This is a genomic window from Microbispora sp. H13382, assembly GCF_014161445.1.
Taxonomy (GTDB): Bacteria; Actinomycetota; Actinomycetes; order Streptosporangiales; family Streptosporangiaceae; genus Microbispora.
Genome location: NZ_JABBXA010000017.1, coordinates 105,846 through 120,289 on the forward strand (window position 1 = coordinate 105,846; position 14,444 = coordinate 120,289).

Here is a 14,444-nt window from a genome sequence, read left to right on the forward strand (position 1 = left end):
GAGCCGTACGTGGACGTCCGTGAGCTCGTCGGGCAGGCGCGGCGGGGACGGCCGCGCGCGGTGGCGCGGCTGATCTCGCTGGTGGAGAACGCCGTGGAGAACGCCGTGGAGAACGCGGCCGACACCAAGGGGCATGCCGGGGGAGACCAGGCGGGAGCCGCGGCGGCGAGCCGTGCCCTGCGCGAGGCGATGGCCGAGCTGGCCACCGGCGCCGCCCGGCCGTACAGCGCCCGGGTCATCGGCCTGACCGGCTCTCCCGGCGTCGGCAAGTCGACCTCGACCGGCATGCTCATCCGGGCGTTCCGCAGGCGCGGCAGCAGGGTGGGGGTGCTGGCGGTCGACCCGTCCAGCCCGTTCACCGGCGGCGCCCTGCTCGGCGATCGCGTACGCATGCAGGACCACGCGACCGACCCCGACGTCTTCATCCGCAGCATGTCGAGCCGGGGACACCTCGGTGGGCTCGCGTGGGCCACGCCGCAGGCGCTGCGCGTGCTGGAGGCCGCCGGGTGCGACGTGATCCTCGTCGAGACGGTCGGCGTCGGGCAGGCCGAGGTGGACATCGCCCGCCTGGCCGACACGACCGTCGTCATCCTCGCTCCGGGCATGGGCGACGGCGTGCAGGCCGCCAAGGCGGGCATCCTCGAGGTCGCCGACGTCCTGGTGGTGAACAAGGCCGACCGCGACGGCGTCCAGGCGACCGTGCGGGAGCTGCGGAACATGACGGGCCTGATCGAGACGGCGTGGCGGCCCCCGATCGTCACGACCGTCGCCTCCAGGGGCGAGGGCGCCGAAGACCTGCTGGCCGCGCTGGACAAGCACCAGGCATACCTGGAGGAGTCCGGCGAGGCCCGCAGGCGGCGGCTGGCCCGGGCCCGCGACGAGATCGAGGCCATCGCGCTGGCCCAGCTCCGGTCGCGCTTCGCCGTGCTCCACGGGGACCGCCTCGACGCGCTCGCCGAGCGGCTGCTCGGCGCCGAGACCGACCCCTACGCCGCCGCCGACGACCTCATCGCCGCGCTGCGCTGAGCCAACCGGCCCAAGGCCCTGCCCGTACGGCTCTCGCGTCACGGCGGCCGACGGGTCAGGGCTCGCCGGCGTACTTGACCGTGATCGTCGTGAAGCCGAGGGACTTCAGCATGCCCTCCAGCATGGCCTTGGCGTTCTGATCCGCCCGGGAGCGCAGGTCGCTGGCGGCGGCCGCCTCCTCGATCTTGCCTTCGGCCAGCACGTAGAGCTCCTGCTGGTTCTGCGGGGACGACGACAGGAAGTCGGAGATCCGGTCGAAGATGCCCCGCTCCTGTGCGAAGACGTACGACCGCTTGTTGTCGAGGTTGGGCTTCTCCAGCTCGGCGTGCGGCAGCCGCACGGTCACGGTCGTGCGGTCGGGGGAGACCGTGAAGGCGTCCTTGGGCAGGGCGGAGAAGTCCACGTAGGCGTCCACGTTCCCGGCTCCAACGAAGAGCGTGCGGGAGCCCTTGATCGCGTCGGGCAGGAACTTCGCGTCCTTCTCCAGGTCGACGATGACCTGGAAGTTGCCGGTCGCGGCCTCGAAGCGGCTCAGGTTCTGCACCGACCGGAGCAGCGCGGGGCCGCTGCGATCGATGGTCTGCTCGCCCAGCGGGTTGAGCCAGGACCAGGTCAGCCGGGCGCCGACCACGAGCAGCAGGACCACGAACAGCAGGCCGGCGAGCACCCGCCAGCCGCGCCGGGGGCGGCGTGCGGGGGGCCCGGCGCTCGCCGTGGCGTCGGTGGCGGCGGCGCCGGAGTCGGCCGGCGCGAACGAGGGACGGGTCTGACGGTCCACGGCGGAAATCTTCCCGGTATTTCCGCCCTCTCACTCATCGCAAGATCGATTCTGCCGAGAAGCCCTGCTTCGGCCCTCCGAAACCCGTCTTTCGCCCGGGCCGTGCGCCGTACGCCGCCCCACCGGTCCCGCGCCATACGCCGCCCCGCCGGTCCCGTGCCGGACGCCGCGCGTCTCCGGGCGCGCTCCGGGGCGGGGCCGGAGGCCGGTGCGCCCGGCTCTGCGGGTGTGCCCGACCCTTCATGTTGGGCCCGCAGCGTGCCGTCCACCTCCGCGCGCTCCGGGGCGGGGCCCGGAGTTGGTGGCGTCGGTGCCGCTCGTCGCGCGGTGCCTGCCGTCCCCACGGTGGGGCCGGCGTCATGAGGCGGGGGCCAGGAGCGCGCCGGGTACGCCGGTCACACCGGGGTCCTCCTGCGCGTCCTCCTGGAGGTCCGCCTCGCGGGCGCCGGTGGCGTCCCCAGTGGCGGGCCGGGCACGGTCGGTGCGTCCGCCGTCGTGCACGGGACGCCGGTCCTTCCCCGCACCCCCGGGGGCGCCACCAGAGGCATGGCCGGAGGCGCCGCCGTGACCGGGGAGGCGCTCCGGCCGGGCGCGCCGCCCGCCCCGCCCGTCGTCCGCGCCCTGGCCGCCGTTTCCCCGAGGTCCTCCCGTCCGGCCGAGGCCGCCCTGCCCCGACGGCCGCCCGCGGTCCGGGGTGTTCTCCCGGCCCTGCGTCCCTCCCTGACCTCCTCCCTGCGCCGCCGGGCCGCCGGGCTGGAGGCGGCCGGGCATGCTCGGGACGGGTGACGGGCTCGCGCCGGGCTCGCCCGGCCGATAGGGGGGCGGCGTGTCCCCGGGCCTGCCGGTCCTTCCGGGCCGCCAGGGGTGCGGCGACCGGCCCCGGCCGCGGGACCAGGGGTCGTCTCTCCGGGCGCCTTCGCCGCCCGGCATGTCCCACGACCCCGGACCACCCTGGCCCGTCGAACCCTGGCCCGTCGAACCCTGGCCCGCGGGGCTCGCGGTGGGAGGAGACGGCCACGCGGGAACGGACGGGCTCGGGCCGGTCCACCCCATACCGGTTCCGCCGGCGCCCGGGTCCGCGCCGCGCTCCCAGCCGGGCTCCGGGTCGACCGGCACGCCGGTGGCGACGGCCGTACCCGGATAGGTCGGCTCGACCGGATAGTTCGGCGCGTACGCGGGGGTGGGGCTCGCCGGATAGGCCGTCGCCACGGGGCCGGCGGGCCGGGAGCCGCCGCCGAAGTGCTTGGCCTGCAGCCCGCAGGAGACGAAGTCGGAGTAGAACATGCGCAGCCAGTCGTGCCGCTGGGCCTCGGTCAGCTCGGAGAACCAGACGGAGGCCTGGTGGTGCTCGCGCAGCGGTCCGCCGGGCAGCGAGGTGCCCCGCAGCCAGGCGACGACGATGCCCCGGTAGCCCGCGGCCACGGTTCCCGGGCACGGGCGGGCCAGGCGGTCGAGGAACTCGACGGCCGCCCGCTGGGCGTACCCGGACCCGAGGTCGTCGATGTGGACGACGACCACCTCCGGCCCTGCCGGGTCCTCCTCGCCGTACGCCCGCTGCTCCACCCGGCGGAAGGCGGCCGGTGTCCCGTTCAGGCGCATCGCGAGCGCGGTGAACACGGTGGCGAGCTCGGCCAGGCCCCCGCGCAGAGCCGGATGCACGCACACGCTGATCGGCCATTCCTGACACACCAGGCGTTCGCTCACGGGCATCGTCCGCGGCACGGTGACGAGCCGGGCCGCGCCGGTCCCCGCGGCCAGGACGGCGATCACCGCGGCGGCCAGCGCCAGCGTCCGCCGGGTCACCAGGGCCACCCAGCCGAGGAGCAGCGCGGTGCTGAGGCCCAGCAGCCAGAGCGTCTGGTCCGTGTACGCGGTCTCGCTGACGCCCGCGATCAGGTCGTACGGCTCACCCGTGGCGGGGGTGAGCCGGTCGGCCCAGTTGGGCCCGGTGGCCAGCCAGGTGAACAGCCCGTAGGTGCCGGCGCCCGCGATCAGCGGGACGACGACGACCGGCACGAGCCAGCCCAGGATCCAGCCGACCACGACGTACAGCCCCAGCCCGGCGACGGACATCGCGAGACCGCCGGGCAGCAGCGGCCCGCCCTGCCCGGTCAGCGCGGCGCGCAGCCCGAGCAGCAGCACGGTCGCCCCGAAGGAGCCAGTGACGACCGCGATGATCGACAGCGGCGCCCGTGCGGCCCGCCACGGCGTCAGGACGCGGCCCCGCTCGGCGCGGCGCCTGCGGAACGCGACCCAGGCCGCGAACGCGGCTCCGAGCGGTCCCGTCAGGCGCAGCGAGCCGATGACGGCCGCCACTATGTCATCCCAGTCCATGAAACCGGGAATGAGGACGCTCCACGCGGCGACGAGCGCCAGCACGAGCAGCACGGTCGCCGCGACCAGCGCGCCGTGTCTCAGCTCACCGCGTGAACCGCCCCTATGCTCACCCACAGTAGGGCGCGGCCCATGGCCACGCCGCCGAAGTCCGGCGCGCATGCGGCGCCGGGACAGCGATGCTGTCCATTGAGAATCTCCCCCGTGTCTGTGTGAGCGGTGCGCGAACCGACGCCGTTCCCCGTGGCGCTGGTTCGCCGGCCGGCATCGCCTCGCCCGCCGTCGGACGCGTCCCCGCGGACCCCCCTTGCCCCGGCGGGACCACCCCGGATACCTGGGCGGCCGCGCGAGGCAAGCTCCGCGAGACGTCCTCTAGCAGACGGGGTTCCCCGTGCCGCCGGGTTTGCCGCCGCCTCACCTTTCGACGTGGCAACCATAACGGAGCGTGACCCTGACGGGGGGAGTTCTGGGGTCAAGGAATGAATCCGGTTACGCTCGGTGCGCCGGTAGATCTTGGTCGGCGTCGCGCTACCGTATATCGCTGTGTCCGTTCCGCCCAGCTCAGAGCCGCCGCCCACGGGTGGCCCCCGGCCGCTCAAGCTCCCGTTCGACCCGATCGAGCGGGCGGCCGAGACCTGGCGTTCGACGTTCGGGCCGTCGTCCGCCATGGCCGCCGTCACTTCGATCATGAGAGCCCATCAGATCCTGCTGGCGCAACTGGACACGCTGCTCAAGCCGTACGACCTGACCTTCGCCAGGTATGAGGCCCTCGTGCTGCTCACGTTCAGCCGGGCCGGATCGCTGCCGCTGTCGAAGATCGGCGAGCGGCTGATGGTGCACCCCACGAGCGTGACCAACACGGTGGACCGCCTCGAACGGGCCGGCCTGGTCCGCCGCATGCGCAACCCGCGGGACGGCCGCGGCGTGCTCGCCGAGATCACCGACGAGGGCCGGGACATCGTACGGCGGGCCACGGCCGACCTGATGAACGCGGGTTTCTGCATGGGCATGTACGACGACGCCGAGCTCGGCGAGATGTTCGGCCTGCTCAGGACCCTGCGCGTCGCCGCGGGCGACTTCAGCCCCTGACGCGGTCCTTCGCCAGCATCGTGAACGAGCCCCGGACGAGGGCCAGCAGTTCGGGCGCGGCCGCGTTCTCGTCCAGTGCGGAGCGGCGGTCGCTCGTGAGCGCGGTCACCACGTACGTCCTGCCCGCGGCGTCACGGGCGAGGAAGCCCATGGAGAGCACACCGGGCTCGGATCCGCCCTTGTACCAGACGGTGGGCCAGGCCTTGGCGTCGAGCCCCAGCCCGGCGTCGTTGGCCGACATGGCCTCGTCGAGGGGCGGCGTGTTCAGCGCGGACAGGCCCGCGAAGGCCCGGCAGACGTCGCCGGGCGAGGCGAACCACTCCAGCCTGTCGATGTCCCGGGGCTTGTTCCACACCTTCACCTCGGTCAGGGGCGTGCGGGCGACGGTGGTGGCCAGATAGCGGTACCGCCGGGAACGGTCGAGCGGCAGGTAGTTCTTCGCGAGGCGGGGGTAGTCCGCGCCCTTGAGAAGGAAGAGCTCCCTGGTCGTGAGGAACGGCCGGTTCAGCGCCGCGTGACGGGACCACTTGCTCATCTGGGTCTCCACCCTCGCGCGGCCGGCCTTGTCGATCAGCAGGTCGGCGCCCGTGTTGTCGCTGATCGAGATCATCAGCTTGGCCGCCTCCCGTACGGAGACCGTGCTGTTGTCGGGACGGTCCTGCAGTATGCCGCTGGGCAGGCTCTTCAAGCCGGGCCGGATGGTCAGGGGCGTGTCCCAGGAGAACCGGCCCTTCTTGATCTGCTCGGCCGTCGCGCCCAGCACGTACAGCTTGAACATGGACCCGAGCGGCCGGGGGGTGTCCGGCGCGACGGTGTGCACGGGACGGCAGGCGCCGTTCCCGCGGACCTCGGCCGCCAGGAACCCCACCCGGGGCGCGAGCGCACGCAGCCGCTTGTCCAGTTCGGCCCAGCTGCGCGGCGCCGGACGCTGCTCCTGCTGGAACAGGAGGGCGGCGATCCTCCCGTCGCCGTCGACGGCCATGGAGATCTGGAGACGTCCCTGGCCGGTCGTGACCATCCCGGACAGGGCAGTGGGCGTGACGTCGGCCAGCGACTCGAGCCGCAGGCCGCCCAGGCTCTTCAGGACCTCGTTCAGCTGGGCCGGGGAAACCTGTGCGAGGAAGCCGGCGCTGAAGTGCGCCCTGATCTGGTCCTCGGGGATCGGGAGGGCCGCGGCCGCCGTCAGGAACCAGCGAAGCTGCTCGCCCACCGGCGAGTTCGGAATGTCCGGCGTGCCGGTGGGAGCGGGGGTGGGCGCCGGCGTGGCGGGCGCCGCACCGGCGCCGACGGCAGCGGGAGCCGCGGCGGCGGGGGCGGCGGTGGCCGCCACGGCGAGCGCCAGTGCCGCGCTCATGAGGGGAATCGTCAACCTGCACAGTGAACTGGTGCGCATCGATCTCGGCGCGATCGGCACGAGAGAGCTCCTTCGCGGTAGGAAGTGCGGCGTCCGGGTGCGGGCCGTCGGCGGTTCGCCGCGGCGGTGGGCGTTCACGTGATCTCACGCTAACGATCACTGCGCGGTCGCGACACCCGGCGGGCCCCCGGGCGGTCGAGGGGCGGTGTTCGGGCCTGCCGGTCGCGACCACCGTTACGGCCGACCCGGCCCTGCGCACCCGCAGGTTCCCGGACGAGATCGAGGGAGCGATGTATCTCGTGGTCAGCGAGGTGATAGCCAACGCGCTCAAGCACGCCGGCGCGTCGCGGGTAGAGGGCAGCTGGGGCTGGAGGCCAGTCCGGACATCCGCCGGGTCGCCGCGGTCCTCGCCTGTCTCGGCGGTTCCTGATCCGCGCCGCCCGGGTGGGCCGGTGGCGCACCACCGCATGGGGTGCGCCACCGGCCCAGGGTAGGCGCACGGGTGCGCCTCCGGTCAGCTCAGCTCAGCGGCCGACGGCGCGCAGGGCGTCGACGATGCCCCTGCCGTAGAAGCCGTTGTTGTCGGCGGCGCCCTCACAGGTGTGCGTGGCGGTCGCCGTGGTGCCGTCCGGCAGGTGGCGGGTGTAGGTGTAGGCGGGCGGGTTCGGGCAGGCCGTCCTGGTGGCCGTGCCCTTGAGGATCGCCTCCACCTTGTCCGGGTCCATCGTCAGTCCGCCGCGGGCGCGGTCGCGCTGGCCGTACCGGCTGACGATCAGCGCCGCGACGCCGGCCGCGCGCGGCGAGGCCATCGAGGTGCCCTGCAGGTACTGGTAGTAGGCGCAGACCGAGCCCTTGCAGTCCTTCACGACGTACGGCACCGTCGGGTCGCCGTTCTCGTCGATCTCGCCGTTGGCGACGGCGAGCGCCTTGGGGTAGGCGGAGAGCGTGGCCTTGGTGATGTCCCTCGTGTCGCCGGGGGTGTCGTAGACGTCGCCGCCGGGTGAGGCCACGTCGACGTAGCCGTTGCCGTAGCTCGAGTAGTAGGCCTTCCGCTTGCTGATCCCGGTCGAGGAGACCGAGATCACGTGCTCGGCCTCACCCGGGAGGGAGACGCAGGACGGGGGGATGGTCCGGGTCCGTTCCGTCTGCTGGCCGGGGAAGGTGGCGTAGTCGGGGCTGCCGGAGTCGACGTTCGTCTTGGTGTAGTCGATCGCCTGGTTGCCGGCCGCGCTGACGAGCGTCACGCCGTGCGCGTGCGCGTAGTCGATCGCCCGCTGGGTGGCGGCGATGTACAGCCGCTGCTGGGCCTGCTCCTCCGGGCTGTCGGCCGGGTTGTCCGCGCAGTTGAACAGCCACGGGTCGATGTAGTAGCTCATGTTGACCACGTCGACGCCGATGTCGCCGGCGTAGGTGAGGGCGTCGACGGTGGGCTGGAGGAAGAAGTAGCCCGAGTCCTGGCCGGCCCGCAGGTTCACGATGGTCACCTTGGGAGCGACGCCCGAAACGCCCAGCCTGTTGATGGGCGAGGCGATCGACGAGGCGACGTGGGTGCCGTGGCCGTCCTCGTCCACGTCGTTCGGGTCGGTGCAGGAGCCGTCGGGGTCGTCCTCGCACTTGCCGTCGATCACGTTGCCGTTGGCGTCCGCCGGCAGGTCGACCGTGAAGTTGCGGCTCAGCCGCCGGTCGAAGTTCGGCGCGATGTCGGGGTGCGAGCCGTCGACGCCGGTGTCGAGGATGCCGACGAGCACGCCCTTGTCACCCTGCTCGAACCTGTGGGCCTCGTCCGCGTGGATCTGCTTCATGTCCCACTGCAGGTCGGCGAGCGGTTCGTCCTTGACGTTGCGGCCCCACTTCGCGGCCGGGGCGCCGGCCCGGCCCTCCTTCTCCACCGCCTTGCTCTTGGCCGCCTGCGTCACGGCCTTCCTCGCGGCGGCGGACGCCTTCGCGTCGTCCGGCGCGCTGCCGATCACCCGGTTGCGGGCGACGCCTTCGATGGCCGCGACGCCCTTCAGGGCGCCCGCGAAGTCGGCGTTGGTGGTGCTGACCGTGGCCAGCCCGACCTCGGCGTTCACCTTGATCACGCTGCCGCCCGCCGCTTCGATCGCCTTCTGGGCGTCCGCGGCGGCCGCGCCTTCCTTGTACAGAACCACGTATTCGGTCTGGGTCGCCGACCCGGCGGCCGCGGGTACGGCCTGCGCGGGTGTGGTGAGGGTTGCCGCCACCATCGCCGCGGTCGCGGCGACGACTGTCAAGCGCTTCACATCCACCTCCATGTGGACTTCAAGGGCGCTGACCATGGTTGAAGATTTCTCGGACCTGTCAAAGGTCCGTGAGAATTCGCGACCAACGTGTGACATGGCTGCCGGGGACGCGGGCGGTCAGTGGGGACCGGTGCTGGCCGGATTTAGTAGGACGTCCTAGTATCTTCTCGGAGAGTGAGACACGGGGAGGGACGCATGGAGCCGGACGCGACGAGCGCCGAGTCGATCGAGGCGGGCAGGGCCCGGTGGCAGGCGCGGTACGACGCCGCCTTCAAGCGGGACCGTGAGTTCCGCACCCTGTCGGGACTCGACCTGGATCCCGTGTACGGGCCGTCCGGGGACGACCCCCGGTTCGGGCGCATCGGCTGGCCGGGCGAGTTCCCCTTCACTCGCGGCCTGTACGCCACCGGCTACCGCGGCCGGCCCTGGACCATCCGCCAGTTCGCCGGGTTCGGCAACGCCAGGCAGACCAACGAGCGCTACAAGATGATCCTCGGCGCCGGAGGCGGCGGCCTGTCGGTGGCGTTCGACATGCCGACGCTGATGGGCCGCGACTCCGACGATGCCCGCTCGCTCGGCGAGGTGGGCCACTGCGGCGTGGCGATCGACTCGGCCCTCGACATGGACCTGCTGTTCGACGGCATCCCGCTCGGCGACGTCACCACGTCCATGACCATCAGCGGGCCCGCCGTACCGATCTTCTGCATGTACGTGGTCGCGGCCGAGCGGCAGGGCGTGCCGGTCGGGAAGCTGAACGGCACCCTCCAGACGGACATCTTCAAGGAGTACATCGCGCAGAAGGAGTGGCTGTTCGCCCCCGAGCCGCACCTGCGGCTGATCGGCGACCTCATGGAGTTCTGCGCCGCCGAGATTCCCGCGTACAAGCCGCTGTCGGTGTCGGGGTACCACATCCGCGAGGCCGGGGCCACGGCCGCGCAGGAGCTGGCCTTCACGCTCGCGGACGGTTTCGGCTACGTCGAGCTGGGCCTGTCGCGCGGGCTCGACGTGGACGTCTTCGCGCCGGGCCTGTCGTTCTTCTTCGACGCCCACATCGACTTCTTCGAGGAGATCGCGAAGTTCCGCGCGGCCCGGCGGATCTGGGCCCGCTGGATGCGCGACGTGTACGGCGCCCGCACGGAGAAGGCGCAGTGGCTGCGCTTCCACACCCAGACGGCCGGGGTGTCGCTGACCGCGCAACAGCCGGACAACAACATCGTCCGCACCGCGATCGAGGCGCTGGCGGCCGTGCTCGGCGGCACGAACTCGCTGCACACCAACGCGCTGGACGAGGTGCTCGCGCTGCCGTCGGAGAAGGCCGCCGAGATCGCACTGCGCACCCAGCAGGTGATCATGGAGGAGACGGAGGTCGTCAACGTCGTCGACCCGCTCGGCGGCTCCTGGTACGTCGAGGCGCTGACCGACCGGCTGGAGGCCGAAGCGGAGAAGATCTTCGCGAGGGTCCGTGAGATGGGCGGCGACGGCACGATGACCGCCGGCATCCTGCGGGGCATCGAGGACGGCTGGTTCATGTCGGAGATCGCCGAGTCGGCCTTCGACTACCAGCGCAAGCTGGAGAAAGGCGACAAGCGGATCGTCGGCGTGAACTGCCACACCGCGACAGTTGAGGAGCCGCTGGAGATCCTGCGGATCAGCCACGAGGTCGAGGTCGAGCAGCGCAGGGTGCTGGCCGGGCGGCGCGCCGCGCGGGACCAGAAGGCCGTCGTCGCGGCGCTGGCCGCCCTGCGGGCCGCGTCCAAGGGCGACGACAACATGATCCCGCCCATGCTGGAGGCCGTACGGGCCGAGGCCACGCTGGGCGAGATCTGCGACGTCCTGCGCGAGGAGTGGGGCACCTACGCCGAGCCCGCCGCCTTCTGACTGTCCGCGCCGGCCGCCGCGCTGACTCTCGTCGGCGCGGCGGTGGCCCTCACCCTGCGCAAGGCCCAAGCCGCGAGCCCGGCTCAAGATGGCGGCTCGGCGTCATCCGGTGACATGCGCGTCGGCGTCCGACGGCACCCTCATCGTCACAGGCGGATGCCCCCAAGTTCGCAGTGCCGAGTCGCAGGTCGGCATCCGTCAGGCGGGGGCGAGCGCGGCGACGCGGTCGAGGAGGGACTCCAGGGTCTTGTCGTCGGTGGCGGGGGCGATGACCGTCACCCGCAGGTGGCGTACGCCGCCGACCTCGGCCGAGGTCAGATGGAAGGAGCCCTCCTCCAGCAGGGTCTCGCGAATCGCGGCCTGGTCGCCGTCGCCGTACCGGAAGCAGACGATGTTGCTCTCCGGCTCGTACGGGCAGTGGAAGCCGGGCCGCTCGCGGGCCAGCTCCCAGAAGCGGTGCGCGGCGGCGTACCGCCCCGCCACGTGCTCACCGAGGCCCCGCTCGCCCCGCCAGGCCAGGTTGAGGAACACCTTCAGCCCGAGTGCGGCCTTGGTGCACTCCACGGTCCTGCCGATCAGGTCGAACCCCTGGTCGCCGTAGAACAGGTAGCTGGCCTGCTGCCGGAACGCGGCGTCCAGGTCCCCCTCGCGCCGGACGAGCACGGCGGCCGCGAGGCCGGAGGTGCGCAGCATCTTGTGGGCGTCCCAGATGATCGAATCGGCCAGCTCGACGCCGTCGAGCAGATGGCGGTGCTCCTCGCTGAGCAGCGCCGACGCTCCGTGCGCGCCGTCCACGTGGAACCACAGCCCGTTCCCGGCGCAGAACTCGCCGATGGGCCGCAGGTCGTCGTACAGGCCGGTGCCGGTGGCGCACGCGGCGGCGACCAGGGCCATCGGCCGGCGACCGGCCCGCCGCGCCCGGTCGAGCCCCTCGGGCAGCCGCGCCACGTCGATCCTGCCCAGGTCGTCCACGTCGAGCGGCACGACCGCGCGCTCGCCCAGGCCGAGGATCGCCGCCGCCCGTGTGATCGAGTAGTGCGCCGACGGCGGCGCGAGGACGGCGAGATCGCCGGGCACGCCCTCGGTCCACGCGTCCGGGGCGGCGGCGGCCCGCGCCGCGAGCAGCGCGGTCAGGTTGGCCAGCGACCCGCCGTGGGTGAACACGCCGCCGCCCTCGGCGAAGCCGACCTTGCCGAGCATCCAGCGCAGCACCTCGAACTCGACCGTCGCCGCGGCGGCCCCCATCTCGTAGATCGCCATAGGGTTGTTGATCGCGCCGTGCACGAAGTCGGCCAGCGCGGCGGGAAAGTCGGGCGCGGCCGTCTGATGGGCGAGGTAGGCCGGATGGTGCAGCCGCGTTCCCTCCACGAGATAGGCGTCGAGCCACTCCCGGTAGGTCTCCGCCGTCATGCCACCCTCCCGGATCCACCGGGCGAGCCCGAGCCGTCCGGCCAGCTCGCCGGGGGGTCTGCGGCGGATCACCGGCACCGTTCCGCCCTGGCTCTCCCGCACGTACGCGGCGAGCCCGTGCACGGTCACCTCGGCGGCGTGGACGAAGTCGTCGATGTCCCAGGTGTGATTCGGTGTCATGCCCGAATAATGGCCCTATCGGACGTCAGTCCGCCACGAACGCCGAATCGACGAAGGAACAGGACTGTGACCGTCGAACTGGATTCGACCGACAGGAAGATCCTGGAGCTGTTGCAGAAGGACGCGCGGCTGCCCAACAAGGACCTCGCCGAGCGGGTCGGCGTCGCCCCCTCCACCGCGCTCGAACGCGTGCGGTCGCTGCGCCGGCGCGGGCTGATCACGGCCTTCCGCGCGGAGGTCGACACGCAGGCGCTCGGACGGCCGCTGGAGGCGCTGCTGGCGCTGCGCGTGCGGCCCCACACGAGCCAGCTCGTGGACCCGCTGCGGGCGTTCGTGCTCGGGCTCCCCGAGACGGTCGCGCTGTTCCACGTGGCCGGCCCGCAGGATTTCCTGGTGCACGTCGCGGTGCCCGACGCAGATCACCTGCACCGCCTGATCCTCGAGCGCATCCTGGTCCGGCCGGAGATCGTCCATCTCGAGACGACGCTGATCTTCCGTACCGAGCGCAGGACCGTCCAGGGCCCGGTGAGCTGAAGAGCTGTCTCAGACGCCCACGGTCCCGTCGACGCCCTCGCGCAGGAAGTCGGCGTGGCCGTTGTGCCGGGCGTACTCGTGGATCATGTGCAGCATGACCAGCCGCAGCGACACCTCCTCGCCCCACCGCGGCTGGTAGGCGGTGACGTCGAGCGACTCGGCCGCGCGCTCGATCCTGCGGGAGTGCTCGACCTCCGCCTGCCAGGCGGCGAACGCCTCCGCACCGGTGGCCCCGCTCGCGTCGTACGCCACCTGGTAGTCGCCTTCCTCCGACCAGACCAGCGGCACGTCCTCCTTGCCGATCACACGGCGGAACCACGTGCGCTCGACCTCGGCCATGTGCCGCACCAGGCCGAGCAGCGAGAGCGTCGACGGCGGCATCGACCTGCGGCGCAGCTCCTCGTCCGACAGGCCGTCGCACTTCAGCGCGAGCGTGGCCCGGTGATAGTCGAGGAACGCGCGCAGCATCTCGCGCTCACCGGCGATGCTCGGCGGGCCAACGCGTTCCACGGCCATGTCCTGCTCCCTTCGCGCGGTGAACGTGCGCTGTTCACCCTACGGCGGGCGCGAGCCCGGCCGGATCTCAGAAGGATCTGCGGCGGGGACGCACGGATCACGCGGGCGCGTACGGCAGGATTGGGGGTATGGCAGCGGAGTTCTCTCGACCTGGATCGCTCTACGGCGCCGTGGACCTCGGCGCGCGTAAGCAGGCACTCGAGGCCCAGGCGCGGCGTGAAGCCGCCGGGCCGGCCGGAGCCGCCTCGGCGGACGTCATCGAGGTGACCTCGGCCACCTTCAACGCCGACGTGGTGGAGCGCTCCCTGAGCGTTCCCGTGATCGTCGAGGCGACGGTGACCAGGGCCGAGCAGGTCCGGCAGTTCAGCGGCGTGATGGAGAAGCTGGCCGCGGAGGCGGCGGGCGCGTGGGTGCTGGCCAGGGTGGACGTGGAGGCCGACCCGCAGCTCGCCCAGGCGCTGCGGATGCGCGCGGTGCCCACCGTCTACCTGGCCTTCCAGGGGCAGCTCATGCCCCTGTTCGAGGGCCCGCTGCCGGAGGCGCAGCTCCGGCAGGCGCTGGCGCAGGTGTTCGATCAGCTCGGCATGGAGCCGGCCGCGCCGGGCGAGGAGGAGCCCGGCGAACCGCCGATCGACCCCGAGCTCCTGGCGGCCGAGCAGGCCGTGGAGAAGGGCGACCTGGACGCCGCGGCCGCGGCGTTCGAGCGCCTGCTGGCGAGGTCGCCGTCGGACGAGGGTGCGAAGATCGGTCTCGCCGGGGTCGGGCTGCTGCGGCGCACCCAGGACCTCGACCCGGCCGACGTGCTGCGCCGGGCCGCGGAGGGCCAGGACGACGTGGACGCGCAGGTCCAGGCCGCCGACGTGGAGATGGTGAACGGGCAGGTGGACGAGGCGTTCGACCGGCTCATCGCGCTTGTGCGGCGCACCCGGGGCGCGGACAGGGACAAGGCGCGGGTCCACCTGCTGGGGCTGTTCGACGCACTGCCCGCCGACGATCCCTCGGTCACGCGCGCGCGCAGGGCGCTGGCCAACGCGCTCTTCTGACCGGTTCCGGTCCGCGCCCGCCGGCCCATCACGTCGGTACG

General features: G+C 72.6%; 12 protein-coding genes. 6 read left to right on the plus strand and 6 right to left on the minus strand.

All coding sequences use genetic code 11. The features are described 5' to 3' along the window. Window positions 1-9 precede the first annotated feature (9 nt). Window positions 10-1,026 (plus strand): methylmalonyl Co-A mutase-associated GTPase MeaB, encoded by a 1,017-nt coding sequence (gene meaB, locus HHX41_RS28545; protein WP_182908419.1) that lies wholly within the window; start codon window positions 10-12, stop codon window positions 1,024-1,026. 55 nt (window positions 1,027-1,081) lie between these two features. Here meaB and HHX41_RS28550 read toward each other — a convergent pair whose 3' ends face one another. Continuing rightward, window positions 1,082-1,804 (minus strand): DUF4230 domain-containing protein, encoded by a 723-nt coding sequence (locus HHX41_RS28550; protein ID WP_310742219.1) that lies wholly within the window; start codon window positions 1,802-1,804, stop codon window positions 1,082-1,084. 357 nt (window positions 1,805-2,161) lie between these two features. Next, window positions 2,162-4,255, minus strand: coding sequence for a hypothetical protein (locus HHX41_RS28555; RefSeq protein ID WP_182908420.1), 2,094 nt, complete (start codon window positions 4,253-4,255; stop codon window positions 2,162-2,164). Between the two features lie 426 nt (window positions 4,256-4,681). On the opposite strand from HHX41_RS28555, the gene HHX41_RS28560 reads away from it, so the two are divergent. Further along, window positions 4,682-5,227 carry a MarR family transcriptional regulator gene (locus HHX41_RS28560; protein WP_182908421.1) on the plus strand — a complete coding sequence of 182 codons (546 nt, stop codon included), beginning with the start codon at window positions 4,682-4,684 and terminating at the stop codon, window positions 5,225-5,227. Here the strand turns inward: HHX41_RS28560 and HHX41_RS28565 are convergent. Continuing rightward, entirely contained in the window at window positions 5,217-6,581 is a 1,365-nt protein-coding gene (locus HHX41_RS28565; protein ID WP_182908422.1) for a serine hydrolase, read from the minus strand. The two genes, HHX41_RS28560 and HHX41_RS28565, sit on opposite strands and share 11 nt — an antisense overlap. Between HHX41_RS28565 and HHX41_RS28570 the strand changes: the two genes are divergently transcribed. Beyond that, window positions 6,580-6,723 carry a hypothetical protein gene (locus tag HHX41_RS28570; RefSeq protein WP_182908423.1) on the plus strand — a complete coding sequence of 48 codons (144 nt, stop codon included), beginning with the start codon at window positions 6,580-6,582 and terminating at the stop codon, window positions 6,721-6,723. The genes HHX41_RS28565 and HHX41_RS28570 overlap by 2 nt on opposite strands. A gap of 382 nt (window positions 6,724-7,105) precedes the next feature. Here the strand turns inward: HHX41_RS28570 and HHX41_RS28575 are convergent, their stop codons facing one another. After that, window positions 7,106-8,842: a S8 family serine peptidase gene (locus tag HHX41_RS28575; protein WP_310742220.1), complete on the minus strand. Its 1,737-nt coding sequence runs from the start codon at window positions 8,840-8,842 to the stop codon at window positions 7,106-7,108. 195 nt (window positions 8,843-9,037) lie between these two features. Here HHX41_RS28575 and HHX41_RS28580 point away from each other — a divergent pair, with 195 nt between their 5' ends. Next, on the plus strand, window positions 9,038-10,720 hold the full coding sequence (locus tag HHX41_RS28580) for a methylmalonyl-CoA mutase (RefSeq protein WP_182908424.1): 1,683 nt from the start codon (window positions 9,038-9,040) through the stop codon (window positions 10,718-10,720). Between the two features lie 198 nt (window positions 10,721-10,918). On the opposite strand, the gene HHX41_RS28585 is transcribed toward HHX41_RS28580, so the two are convergent. Beyond that, entirely contained in the window at window positions 10,919-12,310 is a 1,392-nt protein-coding gene (locus HHX41_RS28585; RefSeq protein WP_169982004.1) for a pyridoxal-dependent decarboxylase, read from the minus strand. Window positions 12,311-12,376: 66 nt separating this feature from the next. Here HHX41_RS28585 and HHX41_RS28590 point away from each other — a divergent pair, with 66 nt between their 5' ends. Then, on the plus strand, window positions 12,377-12,844 hold the full coding sequence (locus tag HHX41_RS28590; RefSeq protein WP_211591907.1) for an Lrp/AsnC family transcriptional regulator: 468 nt from the start codon (window positions 12,377-12,379) through the stop codon (window positions 12,842-12,844). 9 nt (window positions 12,845-12,853) lie between these two features. Here the strand turns inward: HHX41_RS28590 and HHX41_RS28595 are convergent, their stop codons facing one another. After that, entirely contained in the window at window positions 12,854-13,360 is a 507-nt protein-coding gene (locus HHX41_RS28595) for a DinB family protein (protein WP_169982002.1), read from the minus strand. A gap of 128 nt (window positions 13,361-13,488) precedes the next feature. Here HHX41_RS28595 and HHX41_RS28600 point away from each other — a divergent pair, with 128 nt between their 5' ends. Further along, entirely contained in the window at window positions 13,489-14,403 is a 915-nt protein-coding gene (locus HHX41_RS28600) for a tetratricopeptide repeat protein (RefSeq protein ID WP_182908426.1), read from the plus strand. Window positions 14,404-14,444 lie beyond the last annotated feature (41 nt).